13 protein-coding genes are annotated in these 13,202 nt (G+C 69.6%); 4 read left to right on the plus strand and 9 right to left on the minus strand.

Features of this window, described 5'->3' with window-relative positions:
- Positions 1-131: 131 nt before the first annotated feature.
- Positions 132-701 carry a TetR/AcrR family transcriptional regulator gene (locus tag ACFYZ8_RS06790; RefSeq protein WP_388531696.1) on the minus strand — a complete coding sequence of 190 codons (570 nt, stop codon included), beginning with the start codon at positions 699-701 and terminating at the stop codon, positions 132-134.
- Positions 702-858: 157 nt separating this feature from the next.
- Here ACFYZ8_RS06790 and ACFYZ8_RS06795 point away from each other — a divergent pair, with 157 nt between their 5' ends.
- Positions 859-2,532, plus strand: coding sequence for a CocE/NonD family hydrolase (locus ACFYZ8_RS06795; protein ID WP_388531694.1), 1,674 nt, complete (start codon positions 859-861; stop codon positions 2,530-2,532).
- 180 nt (positions 2,533-2,712) lie between these two features.
- A complete protein-coding gene (locus ACFYZ8_RS06800; protein ID WP_388531692.1) occupies positions 2,713-4,431 on the plus strand; it encodes a cellulase family glycosylhydrolase in 1,719 nt (572 codons plus the stop codon).
- Between the two features lie 44 nt (positions 4,432-4,475).
- Here ACFYZ8_RS06800 and ACFYZ8_RS06805 read toward each other — a convergent pair whose 3' ends face one another.
- Together ACFYZ8_RS06805 and ACFYZ8_RS06810 are read right to left on the minus strand one after the other, a co-directional pair.
- Positions 4,476-4,640, minus strand: coding sequence for a hypothetical protein (locus ACFYZ8_RS06805; protein WP_388531690.1), 165 nt, complete (start codon positions 4,638-4,640; stop codon positions 4,476-4,478).
- Positions 4,641-4,681: 41 nt separating this feature from the next.
- A complete protein-coding gene (locus ACFYZ8_RS06810; protein ID WP_388531689.1) occupies positions 4,682-4,855 on the minus strand; it encodes a hypothetical protein in 174 nt (57 codons plus the stop codon).
- A gap of 350 nt (positions 4,856-5,205) precedes the next feature.
- Here ACFYZ8_RS06810 and ACFYZ8_RS06815 point away from each other — a divergent pair, with 350 nt between their 5' ends.
- Positions 5,206-5,478 (plus strand): hypothetical protein, encoded by a 273-nt coding sequence (locus tag ACFYZ8_RS06815; protein WP_388531687.1) that lies wholly within the window; start codon positions 5,206-5,208, stop codon positions 5,476-5,478.
- A 41-nt stretch (positions 5,479-5,519) separates the two neighbouring features.
- Here ACFYZ8_RS06815 and ACFYZ8_RS06820 read toward each other — a convergent pair whose 3' ends face one another.
- The 4 genes from ACFYZ8_RS06820 to ACFYZ8_RS06835 are packed head-to-tail and all read right to left on the minus strand — an operon-like array spanning position 5,520 to position 10,542.
- The gene (locus ACFYZ8_RS06820) at positions 5,520-7,208 is read right to left on the minus strand and encodes a CocE/NonD family hydrolase (RefSeq protein WP_388531686.1); all 1,689 of its coding nucleotides are present in this window, start codon (positions 7,206-7,208) and stop codon (positions 5,520-5,522) included.
- A 59-nt stretch (positions 7,209-7,267) separates the two neighbouring features.
- Complete coding sequence (locus ACFYZ8_RS06825) at positions 7,268-8,413, minus strand: serine hydrolase domain-containing protein (RefSeq protein ID WP_388531684.1); 1,146 nt, start codon at positions 8,411-8,413, stop codon at positions 7,268-7,270.
- Position 8,414: 1 nt separating this feature from the next.
- Positions 8,415-9,242 carry an alpha/beta hydrolase gene (locus tag ACFYZ8_RS06830; protein ID WP_359034746.1) on the minus strand — a complete coding sequence of 276 codons (828 nt, stop codon included), beginning with the start codon at positions 9,240-9,242 and terminating at the stop codon, positions 8,415-8,417.
- 16 nt (positions 9,243-9,258) lie between these two features.
- Entirely contained in the window at positions 9,259-10,542 is a 1,284-nt protein-coding gene (locus tag ACFYZ8_RS06835) for an MFS transporter (RefSeq protein WP_388531682.1), read from the minus strand.
- Between the two features lie 234 nt (positions 10,543-10,776).
- Here ACFYZ8_RS06835 and ACFYZ8_RS06840 point away from each other — a divergent pair, with 234 nt between their 5' ends.
- Positions 10,777-11,772, plus strand: coding sequence for a LacI family DNA-binding transcriptional regulator (locus ACFYZ8_RS06840; RefSeq protein WP_388531680.1), 996 nt, complete (start codon positions 10,777-10,779; stop codon positions 11,770-11,772).
- Positions 11,773-11,880: 108 nt separating this feature from the next.
- Here ACFYZ8_RS06840 and ACFYZ8_RS06845 read toward each other — a convergent pair whose 3' ends face one another.
- Together ACFYZ8_RS06845 and ACFYZ8_RS06850 are read right to left on the minus strand one after the other, a co-directional pair.
- Positions 11,881-12,048: a hypothetical protein gene (locus tag ACFYZ8_RS06845; RefSeq protein ID WP_359034739.1), complete on the minus strand. Its 168-nt coding sequence runs from the start codon at positions 12,046-12,048 to the stop codon at positions 11,881-11,883.
- 6 nt (positions 12,049-12,054) lie between these two features.
- The gene (locus tag ACFYZ8_RS06850; RefSeq protein ID WP_388531678.1) at positions 12,055-13,152 is read right to left on the minus strand and encodes an NmrA family NAD(P)-binding protein; all 1,098 of its coding nucleotides are present in this window, start codon (positions 13,150-13,152) and stop codon (positions 12,055-12,057) included.
- Between the last annotated feature and the right edge of the window lie 50 nt (positions 13,153-13,202).

Raw genomic sequence — 13,202 nt, forward strand, 5'->3', positions numbered from 1 at the left:
ATGCGTCCGAACCGTTGGCTCAAACGAGGGCCACCGGTCGGTCTGTCGTCATCATGACTCGCACCCATGGGAAGAAACTGACGCAAGCCGCGGCGGAGCGGAAGCACCGGAGCCCGGGGGCATGCGACCCGTCAGCGCACGCCCGCCGCGTCGAGCAGGGTGGTCACCGTGGGCTCGATGAGCCCGTCCAGCTTGTCCGCTCCGACGCCCGCGCGAGCGCTGGCACCGTCGAAGACCATGCTCAGCTGCCGGGCCAGCAGCTCGGGATCGCTCGCCCCACCCCGCTCCGCCTCGCCGCGGAAGAAGGCGGTCAGGTTCTCCTTGACGCGATGGGCCACGCGGCTCGCGGGATGACTCCGATCCTTGAGCTCGACCTGAGCGGTCAGGTACGGGCAGCCGTAGAACTCGGGCGTGTTCGACTGCGACTCCACCCGCTCGAAGACGTAAAGGATCCGCTGCCGGGGCGAACGGCCGTCGTCCGCCGCGGGAAGGAGTGCCGCCACGTAGGCGGACGTGCGCATCTCGAGACTCGCCGCGAGCAGTTCGTCCTTGCTCTTGAACAGCTGGTACATGGAGCGCTTCGACACGCCCGCCGCCTTGCACAGCGCCTCGACGCCGATTCCGACGCCGCCCCGGTAGGTGAGCGTGGCCGCCGCCTCCAGCAGCCGCTCCCTGGGGCTTGGTTTCACCTGGATGGTCATGCTGTGAGATTAACTCGATTCCGACAAAATGAAAACCGATCGGTTTTCGAGGATGCCGCCCGGAGGACGTGACCACCCCCGTTCGGGTGTAGTGCGTGACTGCGCCCCGGTCCGACCATGTCGCGTGACAACGTCGTCGCACACATGGGAGCGGTACATGGCCGAGGTCCAGATCGAATTCGATGTTCCGGCGGAGATGCGTGACGGCACCGTCCTGCGCGCCGATGTCTACCGCCCCGGCGGCACCGGGCCGTGGCCGGTGCTGCTGAGCCGGCTGCCGTACGGGAAGCAGATGGCCCTGGCGATCGCGGTCCTCGATCCCCTGGCGGCGGCTCGGCGCGGCTTCATGGTGGTCCTCCAGGACACCCGCGGCCGGTTCGCCTCCGAGGGAGAGTGGGACCCGTGGACGTACGAGGAGAGCGACGGCTACGACACCGTACGGTGGGCCGCCGCCCTTCCCGGCGCGAACGGCTCCGTCGGCATGATCGGTGCCAGCTACTTCGGCAACACGCAGTGGATGGCTGCGCTGGCCAAGCCGCCGGAGCTGAAGGCGATCGCTCCCATGGTCACCTGGTCCGACCCGGACGACGGACTGTGGACGCGCGGCGGTGCGATCGAGCTCGGCATCACCGCACCTTGGACCCTCATGATGGGCGCCGACGCGCTGATGCGCCGGCACGGCGCCGACCCGGCCACACTCGTCGGCAGCCTCGGCGGGCTCGTACAGGACATGGACGGCCTGGCGGGCGGCGGTTACGGCGAACTCCCCGCCGGACGGTTCCCCGCGTTCGCCCGGCACGACCTTCCCGAACTGGGTTATGAGCGGTCCCGGCGGGAGCCCGAGTGGTCGGCGACCTGCCGGGTGGCGGGCCGGCACGACGAGGTCGACCTGCCCACCTTCCAGGTCGGCGGCTGGTACGACATCTTCACCCAGGGCACGCTCGACAACTTCACCGCCATGCGCCGCGCCGGCCGCTCCGCCACACTGATCATGGGTCCGTGGAGTCACGCCAACCAGCAGCATGTCATCGGCGACGTCAACTTCGGGTTCGCCGCGAACTCCGCCTTCATGGGCATGCGCGGCCCCCTGCACGGCCTCCAACTCGACTGGTTCCAGCGCACGATCGGCAACGGTGAGGCCCTGGAGCCGGACACGGGCAAGGTCCTGCTGTTCGTCATGGGCGTCAACCAGTGGCGCGAGGAGACGGAATGGCCCCTGTCCCGGGCCGTGGACACGGACTTCCACCTGCGGGCCGACGGACGCCTCACCCCTGAGCCTCCGTCCACCGCCGAGCAGCCCGAGGAGTTCACCTACGACCCGACGGATCCGGTGCCCACAGTCGGCGGGGCGCTCCTGCTGACCGAGGATTTCCGGCCCGGCCCGCTCGACCAGGCTGCCGTGGAGGCGCGCGAGGACGTCCTGGTCTTCACCACCGAACCGCTCGCCGAGGACGTCGAAGTGACCGGCCGCATCAAGGCCGTGCTCTTCGCCGCCACGGACGGCCCCTCGACCGACTGGGTGGCCCGCCTGTGCGACGTCGACGAGAACGGCGTCTCCCGCAACGTGACCGACGGCATCGTGCGGGTACGGGAAGCGACACCGGGCGAGCCCGCCGAACACGTCGTCGACCTGTGGTCGACCAGCATCGTCTTCCGGGCAGGCCACCGCATACGGCTCCAGGTCACCTCCAGCAACTTCCCGCGCTGGGACCGCAACCTCAACACCGGCGAACCCGAGGAGAGCGCGACCACCGCCCGAGTGGCCCGCCAGCAGATCTTCCACGACGCCGACCGCCCCTCCCGCATCGTCCTTCCGGTGGTCCCTGCCTGACGCTCCACCGAGGGAAGCGCTTCGACTCGCAACTTTTCGAAACTCCACGCAGGTTCCCTACGGATCAGGCCATTCTCTCCACCGTCAGGTTGCGCTAGGCTCCCGCCTCGTGTCGAAGCGCTTCGACGATCAGCGTCTTCGACATGGGGGGGCAGGCCTTTCGACTCAATGGAGAGTTCTATGCCGAGTTCAGCCGGTTTCACTCGCCGCCAGGTCATGACGACCTCCGCGGCCCTCGCCGTCGCGGCGTTGTCCGTTCCGACGGCCGCCCAGGCCGCCGCCCGCTCCACCGGTTCCGCCACCTCGGCGTCCGCGCTGGACGTCGTCGCCCAGATGCAGCCCGGCTGGAATCTGGGCAACAGCTTCGAGGCCATCGGCGCCGACGAGACGGCGTGGGGCAACCCGCGGGTGACCCAGGCGTTCTTGCGCAGCGTGAAGGCGCAGGGCTTCAAGAGCGTCCGGATACCCGTGACCTGGGGCCAGCACGAGGGCCCCGCTCCCGCCTACACCCTCGACCCGGCCTTCCTGACCAGGATCAAGCAGGTGGTCGACTGGGCCCTGGCCGAGGGCTTCTACGTGCTGATCAACATGCACGGCGACGCCTGGCAGTGGGTGCCGGACATGCCGTCCCAGCATGACGCGGTCCTGGCCCGGTACACGGCCACCTGGCAGCAGATCGCGGCCACCTTCCGGGACGCGTCGCGCCGACTGCTCTTCGAGAGCATCAACGAGCCCTTCTTCAACGGCAGTTCCGGCGACCAGCAGAACGCCGCCCTGATCAACGAGCTCAACACGACCTTCCACTCCGTGGTGCGCGCGACCGGCGGAGGCAATACCGACCGGCTCCTCGTCATGCCGACCCTCGGGGACACCCCGGACCAGGCCAAGATCGACACCCTGCTGGCCACCTTCGCCGCGCTCGGCGACCCGAACCTGGTGGCCTCGATCCACTACTACAGCTTCTGGCCCTTCAGCGTGAACCTCGCCGGCTACACGACCTTCAACGCGGCCACCCAGAAGGACCTGACCGACACCTTCGACCTGCTGCACAGATCCTTCGTGGCCAAGGGCATCCCGGTCGTCGTCGGCGAGTACGGACTGCTCGGCTGGGACTCCGGCCCCGGCACGGTCGAACAGGGCGAGACGCTCAAGTACCTCGAGTATCTCGGCTACTACGCGCGCTACCGGGGCCTGACCACGATGCTGTGGGACAACGGCAGCCGCTTCAACCGCCGCACCCTGCAGTGGAACGACCCGAGCCTCTACGCGCAGATACGTTCCAGCTGGACCGGGCGCTCCGGCACCGCGTCCACCGACCAGCTCTTCGTGCCCAAGGGCAAGTCCCCGACGGACGCGACGCTCACGCTGAACCTCAACGGCACCAGGCTGTCGAGGATCGAGGTCGGCACCCGCCCCCTGGTCCGGGGCGTGGACTACACCGTCAGCGGCAGCACGCTGACGATCGCGGCGGCGACGCTCGGCCGGCTGACCGCGTCGCAGGAGTACGGCACGAATGCCGTGCTGACCCTGCGGTTCACGGAGGGAATTCCCTGGGCCGTCAACGTCATCACCTACGACAAGCCGGTGCTGACGAGCGCGACGGGTACCGCGGGCTCGCTGGTGATACCCACCGCGTTCAACGGCGACAAGCTGGCGACCATGGAAGCCGTCTACGCCGACGGCACCGCCGCCGGTCCGCAGTCCTGGACGACGTACAAGCAGTTCAACGTGGCCTTCGTACCGGACTACACGGCGGGCACGATCACCTTGCCGAAGGCGTTCTTCGACGAGGTCACCGACGGCGCCGCCGTGACCCTCACCTTCTACTTCTGGAGCGGAACGCGACTGACGTACACGGTGACCAGGTCCGGCACCGCGGTCACGGGCACCTCCGCCTGAGACGGGTCCGTCGGTACCTTCCTCGGCATCCGGGTCCGGTGCGGCTACCAGGCGGCCAGTGAGCCGTCCGTCCCGGGGAAGATCACGGCGGATCCGCAGCTCTCCTCGCCCGGCAGCGGCGGCACGGGCATCGGCAGCGTCACGGGGTGGAGTGCGTGGAACTCCGCCTCGGTGACGGTGGCGGGCGTCGGCGGCACCTCGCGGGACATCGCCGATGCCGCCACCCCGTGACCTATGAGTCGACCGCCCCTCACGCCTTCTTCGCGCCGCTCGCGCCCATGCTGGGCGAGCAGGCCGCCGCCGACGTCGCGGACATGTACCGGGCCCTCGGCACGCAGCCGGACCACTCGATCACGGCCGAGCGCTCCGCCCAGAAGCTCCTCGGCGTGACACCCCGCCCGTGGGCCAGTGGCTGGGCCGACATCGATCTCCGACAGGGACATCGATGCCCTCGAGACGCAGCTGAAGAGGTCGGTGACGTCGTCCGTCCAGGTACGTCAGGCGGTACCTTGGTACCCCTTCGTCAGGATCGGCCTCGGAGACTGCTGCGCCAGGCCGAGGCGATCATCCTGGCCGAGGGCTTCACCTCGGTCACCATGGACGAGCTCGCCCAGCGGCTGGGGTGCTCCAAGGCGACGCTGTACAGCCTGGCCTCCACCAAGGAACAGCTGGTACTGGCGGTCACCCGCAACCTTCTTCCGCGAGGCGACCGCCGAGATCGAGCAGGCGGTCCAGGCCGAGCCCGACCCCAGGCAGCGCGCCTTCTACGACGACATGGTCGGCTACGAGCCGACGGCGCAGATCTACCGCAAGAACTCCGCCGCCGCGGCGCACCGGGTCCACCAGATGATCGAGGAAGGCGTGGAGGCCGGCGTCTTCCGCGCTCTCAACGGGCACTTCGCCGCCCAGGTCGTGGCCGTGACCATCGACGCCGTCCAGTCGGGGGCCCTGCTGGAGAGCACCGGCCTGACCGCCGGCGACGCCTTCTCCGAGCTCGGAGACCTCCTGCTGGACGGGCTGAGTTCGGGGCAGGGCGCACCCGGGTGAGGGACGCCCCTGCCGGTCGACTCGGAGCGGGCCCCCGATGCTCACCCGGACGGTGTCGGCAGGATCACGCGGGACACCGCGCCGCTGCCGTGGTGGACGGAGTGCGTGCAGGGCCGCAACTCGGTTCCGGTGCCCGGCAGTTCACCGGTGCCCTCGTTGCGTGCGTACCGTGGGTGGGAGCCCCCGGCGATCACCAGGCGTAGCTGGTGTCCGGCCTTCACCTGGTGCGCGCAGGAGTCCAGCCGCACGCGCACCGTCTGCACCTGGTCCAGGGGCGAGGTGGGGTCCAGGCGGAGGAGTCCTTCGGCGAAGTTGCGGGACACGCCTTCGAGGTCGACGTCGCAGAGCCGTACGAAGACATCGGCGTGCGGGTTGCTCCTGGTGTGCGCCAGTTCGACGACGGGTGCTCCCATGATCTCCAGCGGGGCGGTCAGCGGGGCGGTGGTGAAGGTGAGCACGTCGGGGCGGCTCTCGAGTTTGGCGTTGTCCTTGCTTCCGCCGTCGGGGGTGACCAGTGGGCCGCCGAGGGTGGGCGTGGGGTTTGCCGGGTCGTAGCGGAACGTGGACGGCGCGCCGCCGCTCGGTTCGTCGGCCGTGAGCCTGCCGCCGGGCTGCAGGTGGCGCACGGTTTCACCGCCCTGCGGTGGCCATTCGGCCAGGTGTCGCCAGGAGCCCTGCCCGGTGACGTACACCTCGACGGGAGGTTCGGGCCGTGGGTGTGCCGGCGCTTCGTCGGCGAGGTGAGTCTCCAGCCATTCGAGATTGCCGCGGAGCAGAGCCCCCATTCCCCTTTGGGCCAGTTCCTGGTGGGTCCACGGGCCGACGGTGAGCGAGACGGCGACCCCGCGCGTGCGCAGCGACTGGTACTGGTGCAGGGTCTGGTCGAGGAAGAGGTCCTGCCAGCCGGCGGTGAGTCGCACCGGGACGTTCGCCCGCTCCAGGGCGTCGCCGAGTTTGAGCCGGTCCCACACGGCATCGCCGCTCTCCGGAGTGGTCAGCCATGCACGGAACCACGGCGCGCGGTGCCCGGTCACCTCGTCCGCCGCGTCGGCCAACGGGAGGGCGCCGAAGGCCGGGGCCAGCCGCCGGTCAAGGGTCAGCGTCCGGGCCACAGCCCGCAGCGCGGTGGACCTCTCCTGATGGACGACCATCTCCGACCAGGCCAGGAAGTCACCCAGGTGGAACGCTCCGCCGCCGTAGGTCGCGGTGTGCATGTCGTGCGGGGCCACGGCGATCAGGCAGGTACGCAGCTCAGGTGGCGGATCCATCAGCAGCGCCCACTGGGTCCAGCCCACATACGACCCGCCGGAGGTCGCGAGCCGCCCGTCGAACCACGGCTGGGTACGCAGCCAGGCCACCGCGTCCTGGGCGTCGTCGGCCTCGTTCGCCATCGGGTAGAAGTCCCCCGTGGAGCCGAACGTGCCACGGCAGCTCTGCAGCACGACGTGATACCCACGGTCCGCGTAGACCCGCGCCTCCAGGTCGTGCGGGAAGCCACGCCCGTACGGTGTACGCACGAGGACCGTGCCCTTCGGCCGGTCGGTGACGGGTGCGTAGTGGTCCGTCATCAGGACGGCGCCGTCGCGCGCCGGGGCCGGGATGTTCCGCTCGACCCGGTAGCCGTGCCGGGTGCCCGGCAGCCGCATCAGGCGCGTCAGGAGCCGGTTCGCCGCGCGGGTGGCCGCTTTGGGGGACGTCAGAGCGGTGGGACGTGGAAGTGTCGTGGTCATGGCCTGATCTCTGGTTCCTCGGTGGACGGGTTCGGGACGTGACGTGCCAGGGCCGGGCTTCACAGACAGTCGCGCAGCGCCTGGCTGAGGGCGTCGGCTCTGTCGTCGGGGAGGCCGCCGGGCTGTGCTGTCTGGTAGGCGAAGGCCACCTCGGACTCGAGGTGCGCGAAGCCGAGACAGCCGCCCAGGCCGTCGTGGCCGAAGCTGCCGGGACCGATCATCGGCCGGTGGGCGGAACTGGTCATGAACCCGGTGCCCCAGCCGCTGTTCACGTCGGGGCCCACGAAGGGGCGTCCCGCGGAGCGCACCACAAGGGCGTCGCCGACGATGTCCGGGCCCAGCAGCCTGACTCCGTCGACCTCGCCGACCGTGGCCGCGTACAGCCGCGCCAGGCTGCGGGCGTCGGTCACGAGATTGCCCGCCGGTATCTCGGCCGACAGCCACGCCTGCGTGTTGGCGACCTGGGCGATGCGGGTGGCGTCGTAGAGACCGCCGAGGCTGATGGAGCGTTCGACCAGGGGGGTGGCAAGGGCCTCGGCCATCATGGCGACGGCCTCGGGGTCGGTGCTGGGCAGCGGGTCCGCCAGAGGGTGGAAGCCGGCGGCCTCGGGGTCGGCGCCGAACGTCATCGTCAGGCTCAGTGGATCAGCCACATACTGGCTCAGCCACTGGCCTGGACGCAGTCCCGTGGCCCGGCGCAGCACCTCGCCGGCCAGCCAGCCGAAGGTGAGCGCGTGATAGGCGTACGCCGTCCCGGGGGTCCACGCCGGTGCCTGCCGGGCGAGCGCTTCCGCCACCGGGTCCCAGGCACGCAGATCCTCCAGCGTCAGATCCGCCTCGGGCGCCGGCAGGCCGGCCCGGTGCGCGAGAAGGTGCCGTACCGTCGTCGTCTCCTTGCCGTGCTCGGCGAACTCCGGCCAGTACTTCGCCACCGGGGCGTCGAGGTCGATCAGGCCGCGCTCGGCGGCCATCAGCAGGCAGACGGTGGTGACCCCCTTGCTGACCGAGAACACGACGGTGCGGGTGTCGGGCGTCCAGGCGCCACGCGCGGTCCGGCCGGCCCAGATGTCCACGACCGGGGCTCCCTGGGCGTACACCACGCAGGAGGCCGCTGTGTCGCCGCGGAGCCGGAAGTTGTCGGCGAAGGCGTCGGCGACCGGTTCGAAGCCGCTGGAGACGTGGCCTTGCACCAGTGCTGCTGTCATCTCACGCACTCCTTCGTGCCGCGTTGTCCCGGATCTCGGTGATGATCTGTGGCCAGAGCGGCTGGGGAAGCTCATGACCCATGCCGGGGTGGATCGTGAGCTTCGAGTCCGCGATCAGCTCGTGCATGACCTTGGATCCCTCGGGGCCGATCAAGCGGTCGCCGTCGCCGTGCAGGATGGTGGTGGGTGCGGTGATGTGGTGCAGGTGCGGCGTGCGGTCGGGGGACTTGTCGAGCGATGCCAGCTGCCGCTCGATGCCGTCGGGGTCGTGGTCGCGGTCGTACATCTGGCCGCCGAGCTCGCGCAGCCAGGCGATGTCCTGGACGTAGCCGGGTGAGGCGCACACCGCTTCGTTCTCCAGGTACAGGGCGATCGCCTCGTCGCGGTTGCGGGCCCGGGGGCGCTGTGTCCGCTCGTCGACCAGGTCGCGTCCGGCGATGAAGTCCGTGCTCGGCGCGGTGTAGATCAGGGCGAGGGTCAGGACCCGCGTGGGGTGGTCGAGGGCGAGCTGCTGGGCGACCATGCCGCCCATCGACTGTCCGACGATGTGCGCCGCGGGGATGCCGAGGGCGGTGAGGAGGCCCGCGGTGTCGTCCGCCATGTCGGCCAGGGTGTAGCCGCCCTGCGGGAACTTCTGCGACAGGCCGACGTCCCGGTTGTCGAAGCGCAGGACGTGGAAGCCCGTCTCGGCGAGTTGCCGGCAGAAGTCGGCGCGCCAGCCGAGCATGTGGGCCCCGAGGCCCTGGATGAGCAGCAGCGGTGGGTGACCGGGATCGCCGAAGGTGTCGTAGGTGAGCGACACCCCGATGGGGGTGGTGACCAGGGGCATGGAAGGCTCCGTACGGTTATCGGATCGAGCGGATGGCCATGGCCAGCGCACCGGCGACCAGGGCGGACGCGCCGCTGACGAGGAACAGTGAGCCGTACCCGCCGAGTCCGATGAGGGAGCCGGCGATGGCCGGCGCCGCGAGCTGGGGCAGGCCGGTGGCGACGTTGAGGATCGCGAAGTCCCGTCCCTCGCTCTCCTTGTCCGGCAGGACCAGCGACATGACGGCGAGGTCGACCGCGAAATAGGTGCCCAGCGAGGCGCCCGAGACCGCGGAGTACGCGAGCATCGCGCCCCAGCTGTGGCTGACGATCGGTATGACCTGGGACAGGCCGAGGCCCAGGGCGCTGATCGCGATGAACAGCTTGCGCCGGTCGAGCTTGTCGGCGAGCCAGCCGCAGAGCGTCGCGACGGCGATCCACGTGCCGAACGAGACGGTCGAGAGGGTGCTCACCGCGACGGCGACATCGCCGCCGGGGACGTTCTTGGCACCGACATAGTCCTGCACCGCGAAGAAGAGATAGCCGGAGACCGTGAAGTACGCCAGGAACAGGCCGAATCGGCTGGCGAAGGCCAGGGCGAAGTCACGGTGGCCGAAGGCGCGGAAGAACGCCCGGGCGGCCGCAAGCACGCTGCCGCGTTCCTTCGGCTTCTTCGTCGCCAGGTCGAGCGAGGACGGTTCGCGGGCACCGGCCACGAGTGCGAGCGTCGTGACGAACAGCACCAGCGCGAGCGCCGTGTACGCCCAGACCTGGCTGGCCCGGCTCGCCAGGTTGACGCCGAAGAGGATGCCCACGGGCGTGCCGAGGCCGATGACCGCGGAGGCGATGCCACGTCTGGCCACGGGCACCCGGTCGGGCAGGATCGCCGACATCGCTCCGCCGTAGAAGTTCGAGGTGAACCACAGGATCGGGACCAGGATCGCGAGGGCGACCAGCCCGGTGCTCAGACCCATGGCGATCGTCAGAAGCGCGGACACGCCGGCCATGACCACCAGCCAGGGCGTGCGCCGCCCGAATCGGGACCGCGTACGGTCCGAGAGGGCTCCCCCGGCGGGAAGGGCGAGCATCGAGGCCACCGCGCCCAGGGTCGTCAGCAGCGCCAGGACGCCGACCTTGGAACCCGGGGCGAGCTGGGCCACCTGTGCGGGGAGCAGGATCACCCCGATCCCGTTGAACAGGGCGTACAACGCGGTGGTCGCCGGGAAGAGGTAGGCGAGCAGGCGGCCCAGGCGGACCGGATCGGCGGCGGCGAGAACGCGGCCGGAGGTCGTGTCGGTCGTGACGGGGATCGTGTCGTCCATGACAGATCTCTCTTCGTGTGGATCCACCCCGTGGGGCACGCCGGAGGACGGTGACGGGCCGGGGTGGGCGGCTCAGGCAAAACGGGTGCGGGGCGTCCCCCGGCGGGCCATTGCGGCAACCGATGCGGCGACCCAACCGATCATCTAATACGTATTAGGTCGCTGATCGCCGTACCGTAGCCTGTGCGGGAAGGCGTGGCAAGAGGTCGGGAAACAAGAGGTCGGGGAGGGGCATTGCCGAGGGTCACCAGCAAGGACGTGGCGCGGGAGGCCGGGGTCTCGCAGACCACCGTGAGCTTCGTGCTCAACGGCAGGGACGAGCACGGACTCTCCGCCGAGACCCGGCAACGGGTGCTGGAGACGGCGAAGCGCCTCGGCTACGTGCCGTCGGGGGCCGGGCGCGCACTGCGCAAGGGCCGGAGCAACGTCGTACTCTGCGTGGTTCCGGACTTCCCCGTCGCCGAGGCCATGGAGCAGTTCAAACTGGCCCTCGGCCGGTCGCTGGGCGAGGCCGGTTACACCTGCGTCTACCTGCATCACGCCGGCACGGCCACTCCCCTGGCCGAGCTGTGGCAGCACGTCCAGCCGGCGGTGGTCGTCGCGTTCGGCAGCCTCCCGGCCGCCGACGCGCGGTCACTGCACCAGGCGGAGATCCCGCTGCTCGACGGCGTGTTCACCCCGGACGGCAGTGGTCTGACCGGGCTGGACCAGGAGGACATCGGCCGGCTGCAGATCGAGCACCTCGCGGCCCGAGGCCACCGGCACATCGGTTACGCCGCGCTGGACGACCCCCGGGAGCGGCCCTTCTGTCTGCCCCGCGTGGAGGGAGCCACCCGGGCCTGCCGTGATCTGGGGCTGCCGGCGCCGCGGGTGGTCGGCATGCGCTACTCGCGGGACAGCGCCCGGGCCGCCGTCGTGGAGTGGACGCAGGGCGCCACCCCGGTCACGGCCGTCGCCGCATTCAACGATCTGGCCGCTCTCGCCGTGCTGGCGAGCTGCCGCACGCAGCACATCGGCATCCCGGACGACCTGGCGCTCATCGGCGTCGACGACCTCCCGGTGAGCTCGCTCGCCGTACCGGCCCTGACCACCATCGGGATGGACCTCACCGCCGCGGCCGCCAATCTCACCACCGGCATCCTCGCGGCGGTCGGCGCTCCGGCCCCGGCGGCGCCGAGCGGGCCCGACGCGGGTGACATTCTGACGATCATCGAGCGCGAGACGACGTAGCCGGTGCCGCACCCGGCCGCGTTCCCGGACCGTCATGAACTCCTTGAGTACGACGACGAGACGGGCGGCCTCGCCTCGCGGGCCGCGCGGCAGAGGTGAACTCGGTCGTCACTCCGACTTCGCGTCACCGCTGATCTGCCGGGTGAGCTTGAGCAGCTCTTCGACGTGGTAGATCTCGGTGATCCTGCCGCCGGCGGCGAACCGCCAGTGGGGACCACCCAGCCGTCGGGAAGCTCCTGCTGGAAGGGGATCCGGTGCCGTGGTGCTCGCAGGCATGGGTTCCTACAACTTGCCCGTCCTGAAGTCCGCGCTGCTCTTGAGCACCGCGGAGTCCACGGTCCAGTTCTCCGGCTGGACCCTTTCCCAGAGGCTTCCCTTTCCGAGTTCCCTGCCCAACTGGTCCTCCCGGCGGAACCACTCCTCGGCGCTTCGGATCCGGTGGGGGTGAATCTCGTCGAGCAGGGCGTAGTCCCTGGTGATGATCCCGTGCTTCCACACGTTCCAGAAGCCGGTGAAGTTGTCACGGAAGCTCATGGTGCTCTTGTCGTCGGGGTCGGCGTTGTATCCGGCGGGGTGATCGGCGATCCCCGCCAGGTCCGGATGGCTCCAGTACACGTCCGGATCGGTGTCGATGTACCGCGCCGGATGCCCGGTGACCTTCTCGAAGGCCGCGGCCATGTCGGCGTAGGTCATGTGCTCGATGGCGACTTCGAGGTCCATGCCGTTGGCCCGTTCCGGGTGGTCGAAGAGCCAGCGCACATAGAATCCGCAGTCTTCGAGGGCCACGTGCGGGACGGCTCCCTCGCCGAGCGGGACGCGCCAGGTGACGACACCGTCCTCGATGGCGGGCGTCATGGGTGTGAGCGGTGAGATCACCATCTCGATGTAGGGGCCCGAGGTGAAGACCGCCGCTCCCATCCGGTCGCTGTTCTTCTCGTTCTGGAACAGCACCCATTCAGCCATGCGGCCCTTGCCGTCGTAATGGCCGGTACGGAAACGGGAGTCGTAGCCCGCCTTCTTGAGGGCGTAGTCGAGGTTTCCGTAGACGAAGAACTTGATCCCCGCTTCGATCGCCAGCTCATAGGTGCGGATGGCCCAGTAGGTCTCCGTCTTCTCACCCGTGTTGAACCCGTCGATATTGACGAAGGCCCCGTCGCAGTCGCGGAATCCCTCACGCAGTACGTCCTCGTCGGCGAAGGATCCTTCGAGAAGGGTGACGTTGCCGAGCGCGAGGAGTTCCTGCGCCCGGGGTGAAGTCGCGTCCCGGGTGAGGACTTTGACGGAGTACTTCTTGTCCTCGACAAGAGCGCGGACGACGGGCATTCCCTGGGCCCCTGTGCCGCCGATGACGAAGATGGACGAGGTGGTGTGCGTGGTCATGGTCCGACTCCAAGATGGAAACCGATCGGTTTTCACCACCGTATACCGAT

Source organism: Streptomyces sp. NPDC001668, from assembly GCF_042893155.1.
Classification (GTDB): Bacteria; Actinomycetota; Actinomycetes; order Streptomycetales; family Streptomycetaceae; genus Streptomyces.

Excerpts from the sequence above, each read along its gene's own strand:
- ACFYZ8_RS06810 (WP_388531689.1), bottom strand. The coding sequence starts at position 4,855 with ATGTCGGCCCAGCCACTGGCCCACGGGCGGGGTGTCACGCCGAGGAGC.
- ACFYZ8_RS06790 (WP_388531696.1), bottom strand. The coding sequence starts at position 701 with ATGACCATCCAGGTGAAACCAAGCCCCAGGGAGCGGCTGCTGGAGGCG.
- ACFYZ8_RS06800 (WP_388531692.1), top strand. The coding sequence starts at position 2,713 with ATGCCGAGTTCAGCCGGTTTCACTCGCCGCCAGGTCATGACGACCTCC.
- ACFYZ8_RS06825 (WP_388531684.1), bottom strand. The coding sequence starts at position 8,413 with ATGACAGCAGCACTGGTGCAAGGCCACGTCTCCAGCGGCTTCGAACCG.
- ACFYZ8_RS06820 (WP_388531686.1), bottom strand. The coding sequence starts at position 7,208 with ATGACCACGACACTTCCACGTCCCACCGCTCTGACGTCCCCCAAAGCG.
- ACFYZ8_RS06815 (WP_388531687.1), top strand. The coding sequence starts at position 5,206 with ATGGTCGGCTACGAGCCGACGGCGCAGATCTACCGCAAGAACTCCGCC.
- ACFYZ8_RS06795 (WP_388531694.1), top strand. The coding sequence starts at position 859 with ATGGCCGAGGTCCAGATCGAATTCGATGTTCCGGCGGAGATGCGTGAC.
- ACFYZ8_RS06850 (WP_388531678.1), bottom strand. The coding sequence starts at position 13,152 with ATGACCACGCACACCACCTCGTCCATCTTCGTCATCGGCGGCACAGGG.
- ACFYZ8_RS06805 (WP_388531690.1), bottom strand. The coding sequence starts at position 4,640 with ATGTCCCGCGAGGTGCCGCCGACGCCCGCCACCGTCACCGAGGCGGAG.
- ACFYZ8_RS06830 (WP_359034746.1), bottom strand. The coding sequence starts at position 9,242 with ATGCCCCTGGTCACCACCCCCATCGGGGTGTCGCTCACCTACGACACC.
- ACFYZ8_RS06835 (WP_388531682.1), bottom strand. The coding sequence starts at position 10,542 with ATGGACGACACGATCCCCGTCACGACCGACACGACCTCCGGCCGCGTT.
- ACFYZ8_RS06845 (WP_359034739.1), bottom strand. The coding sequence starts at position 12,048 with ATGCCTGCGAGCACCACGGCACCGGATCCCCTTCCAGCAGGAGCTTCC.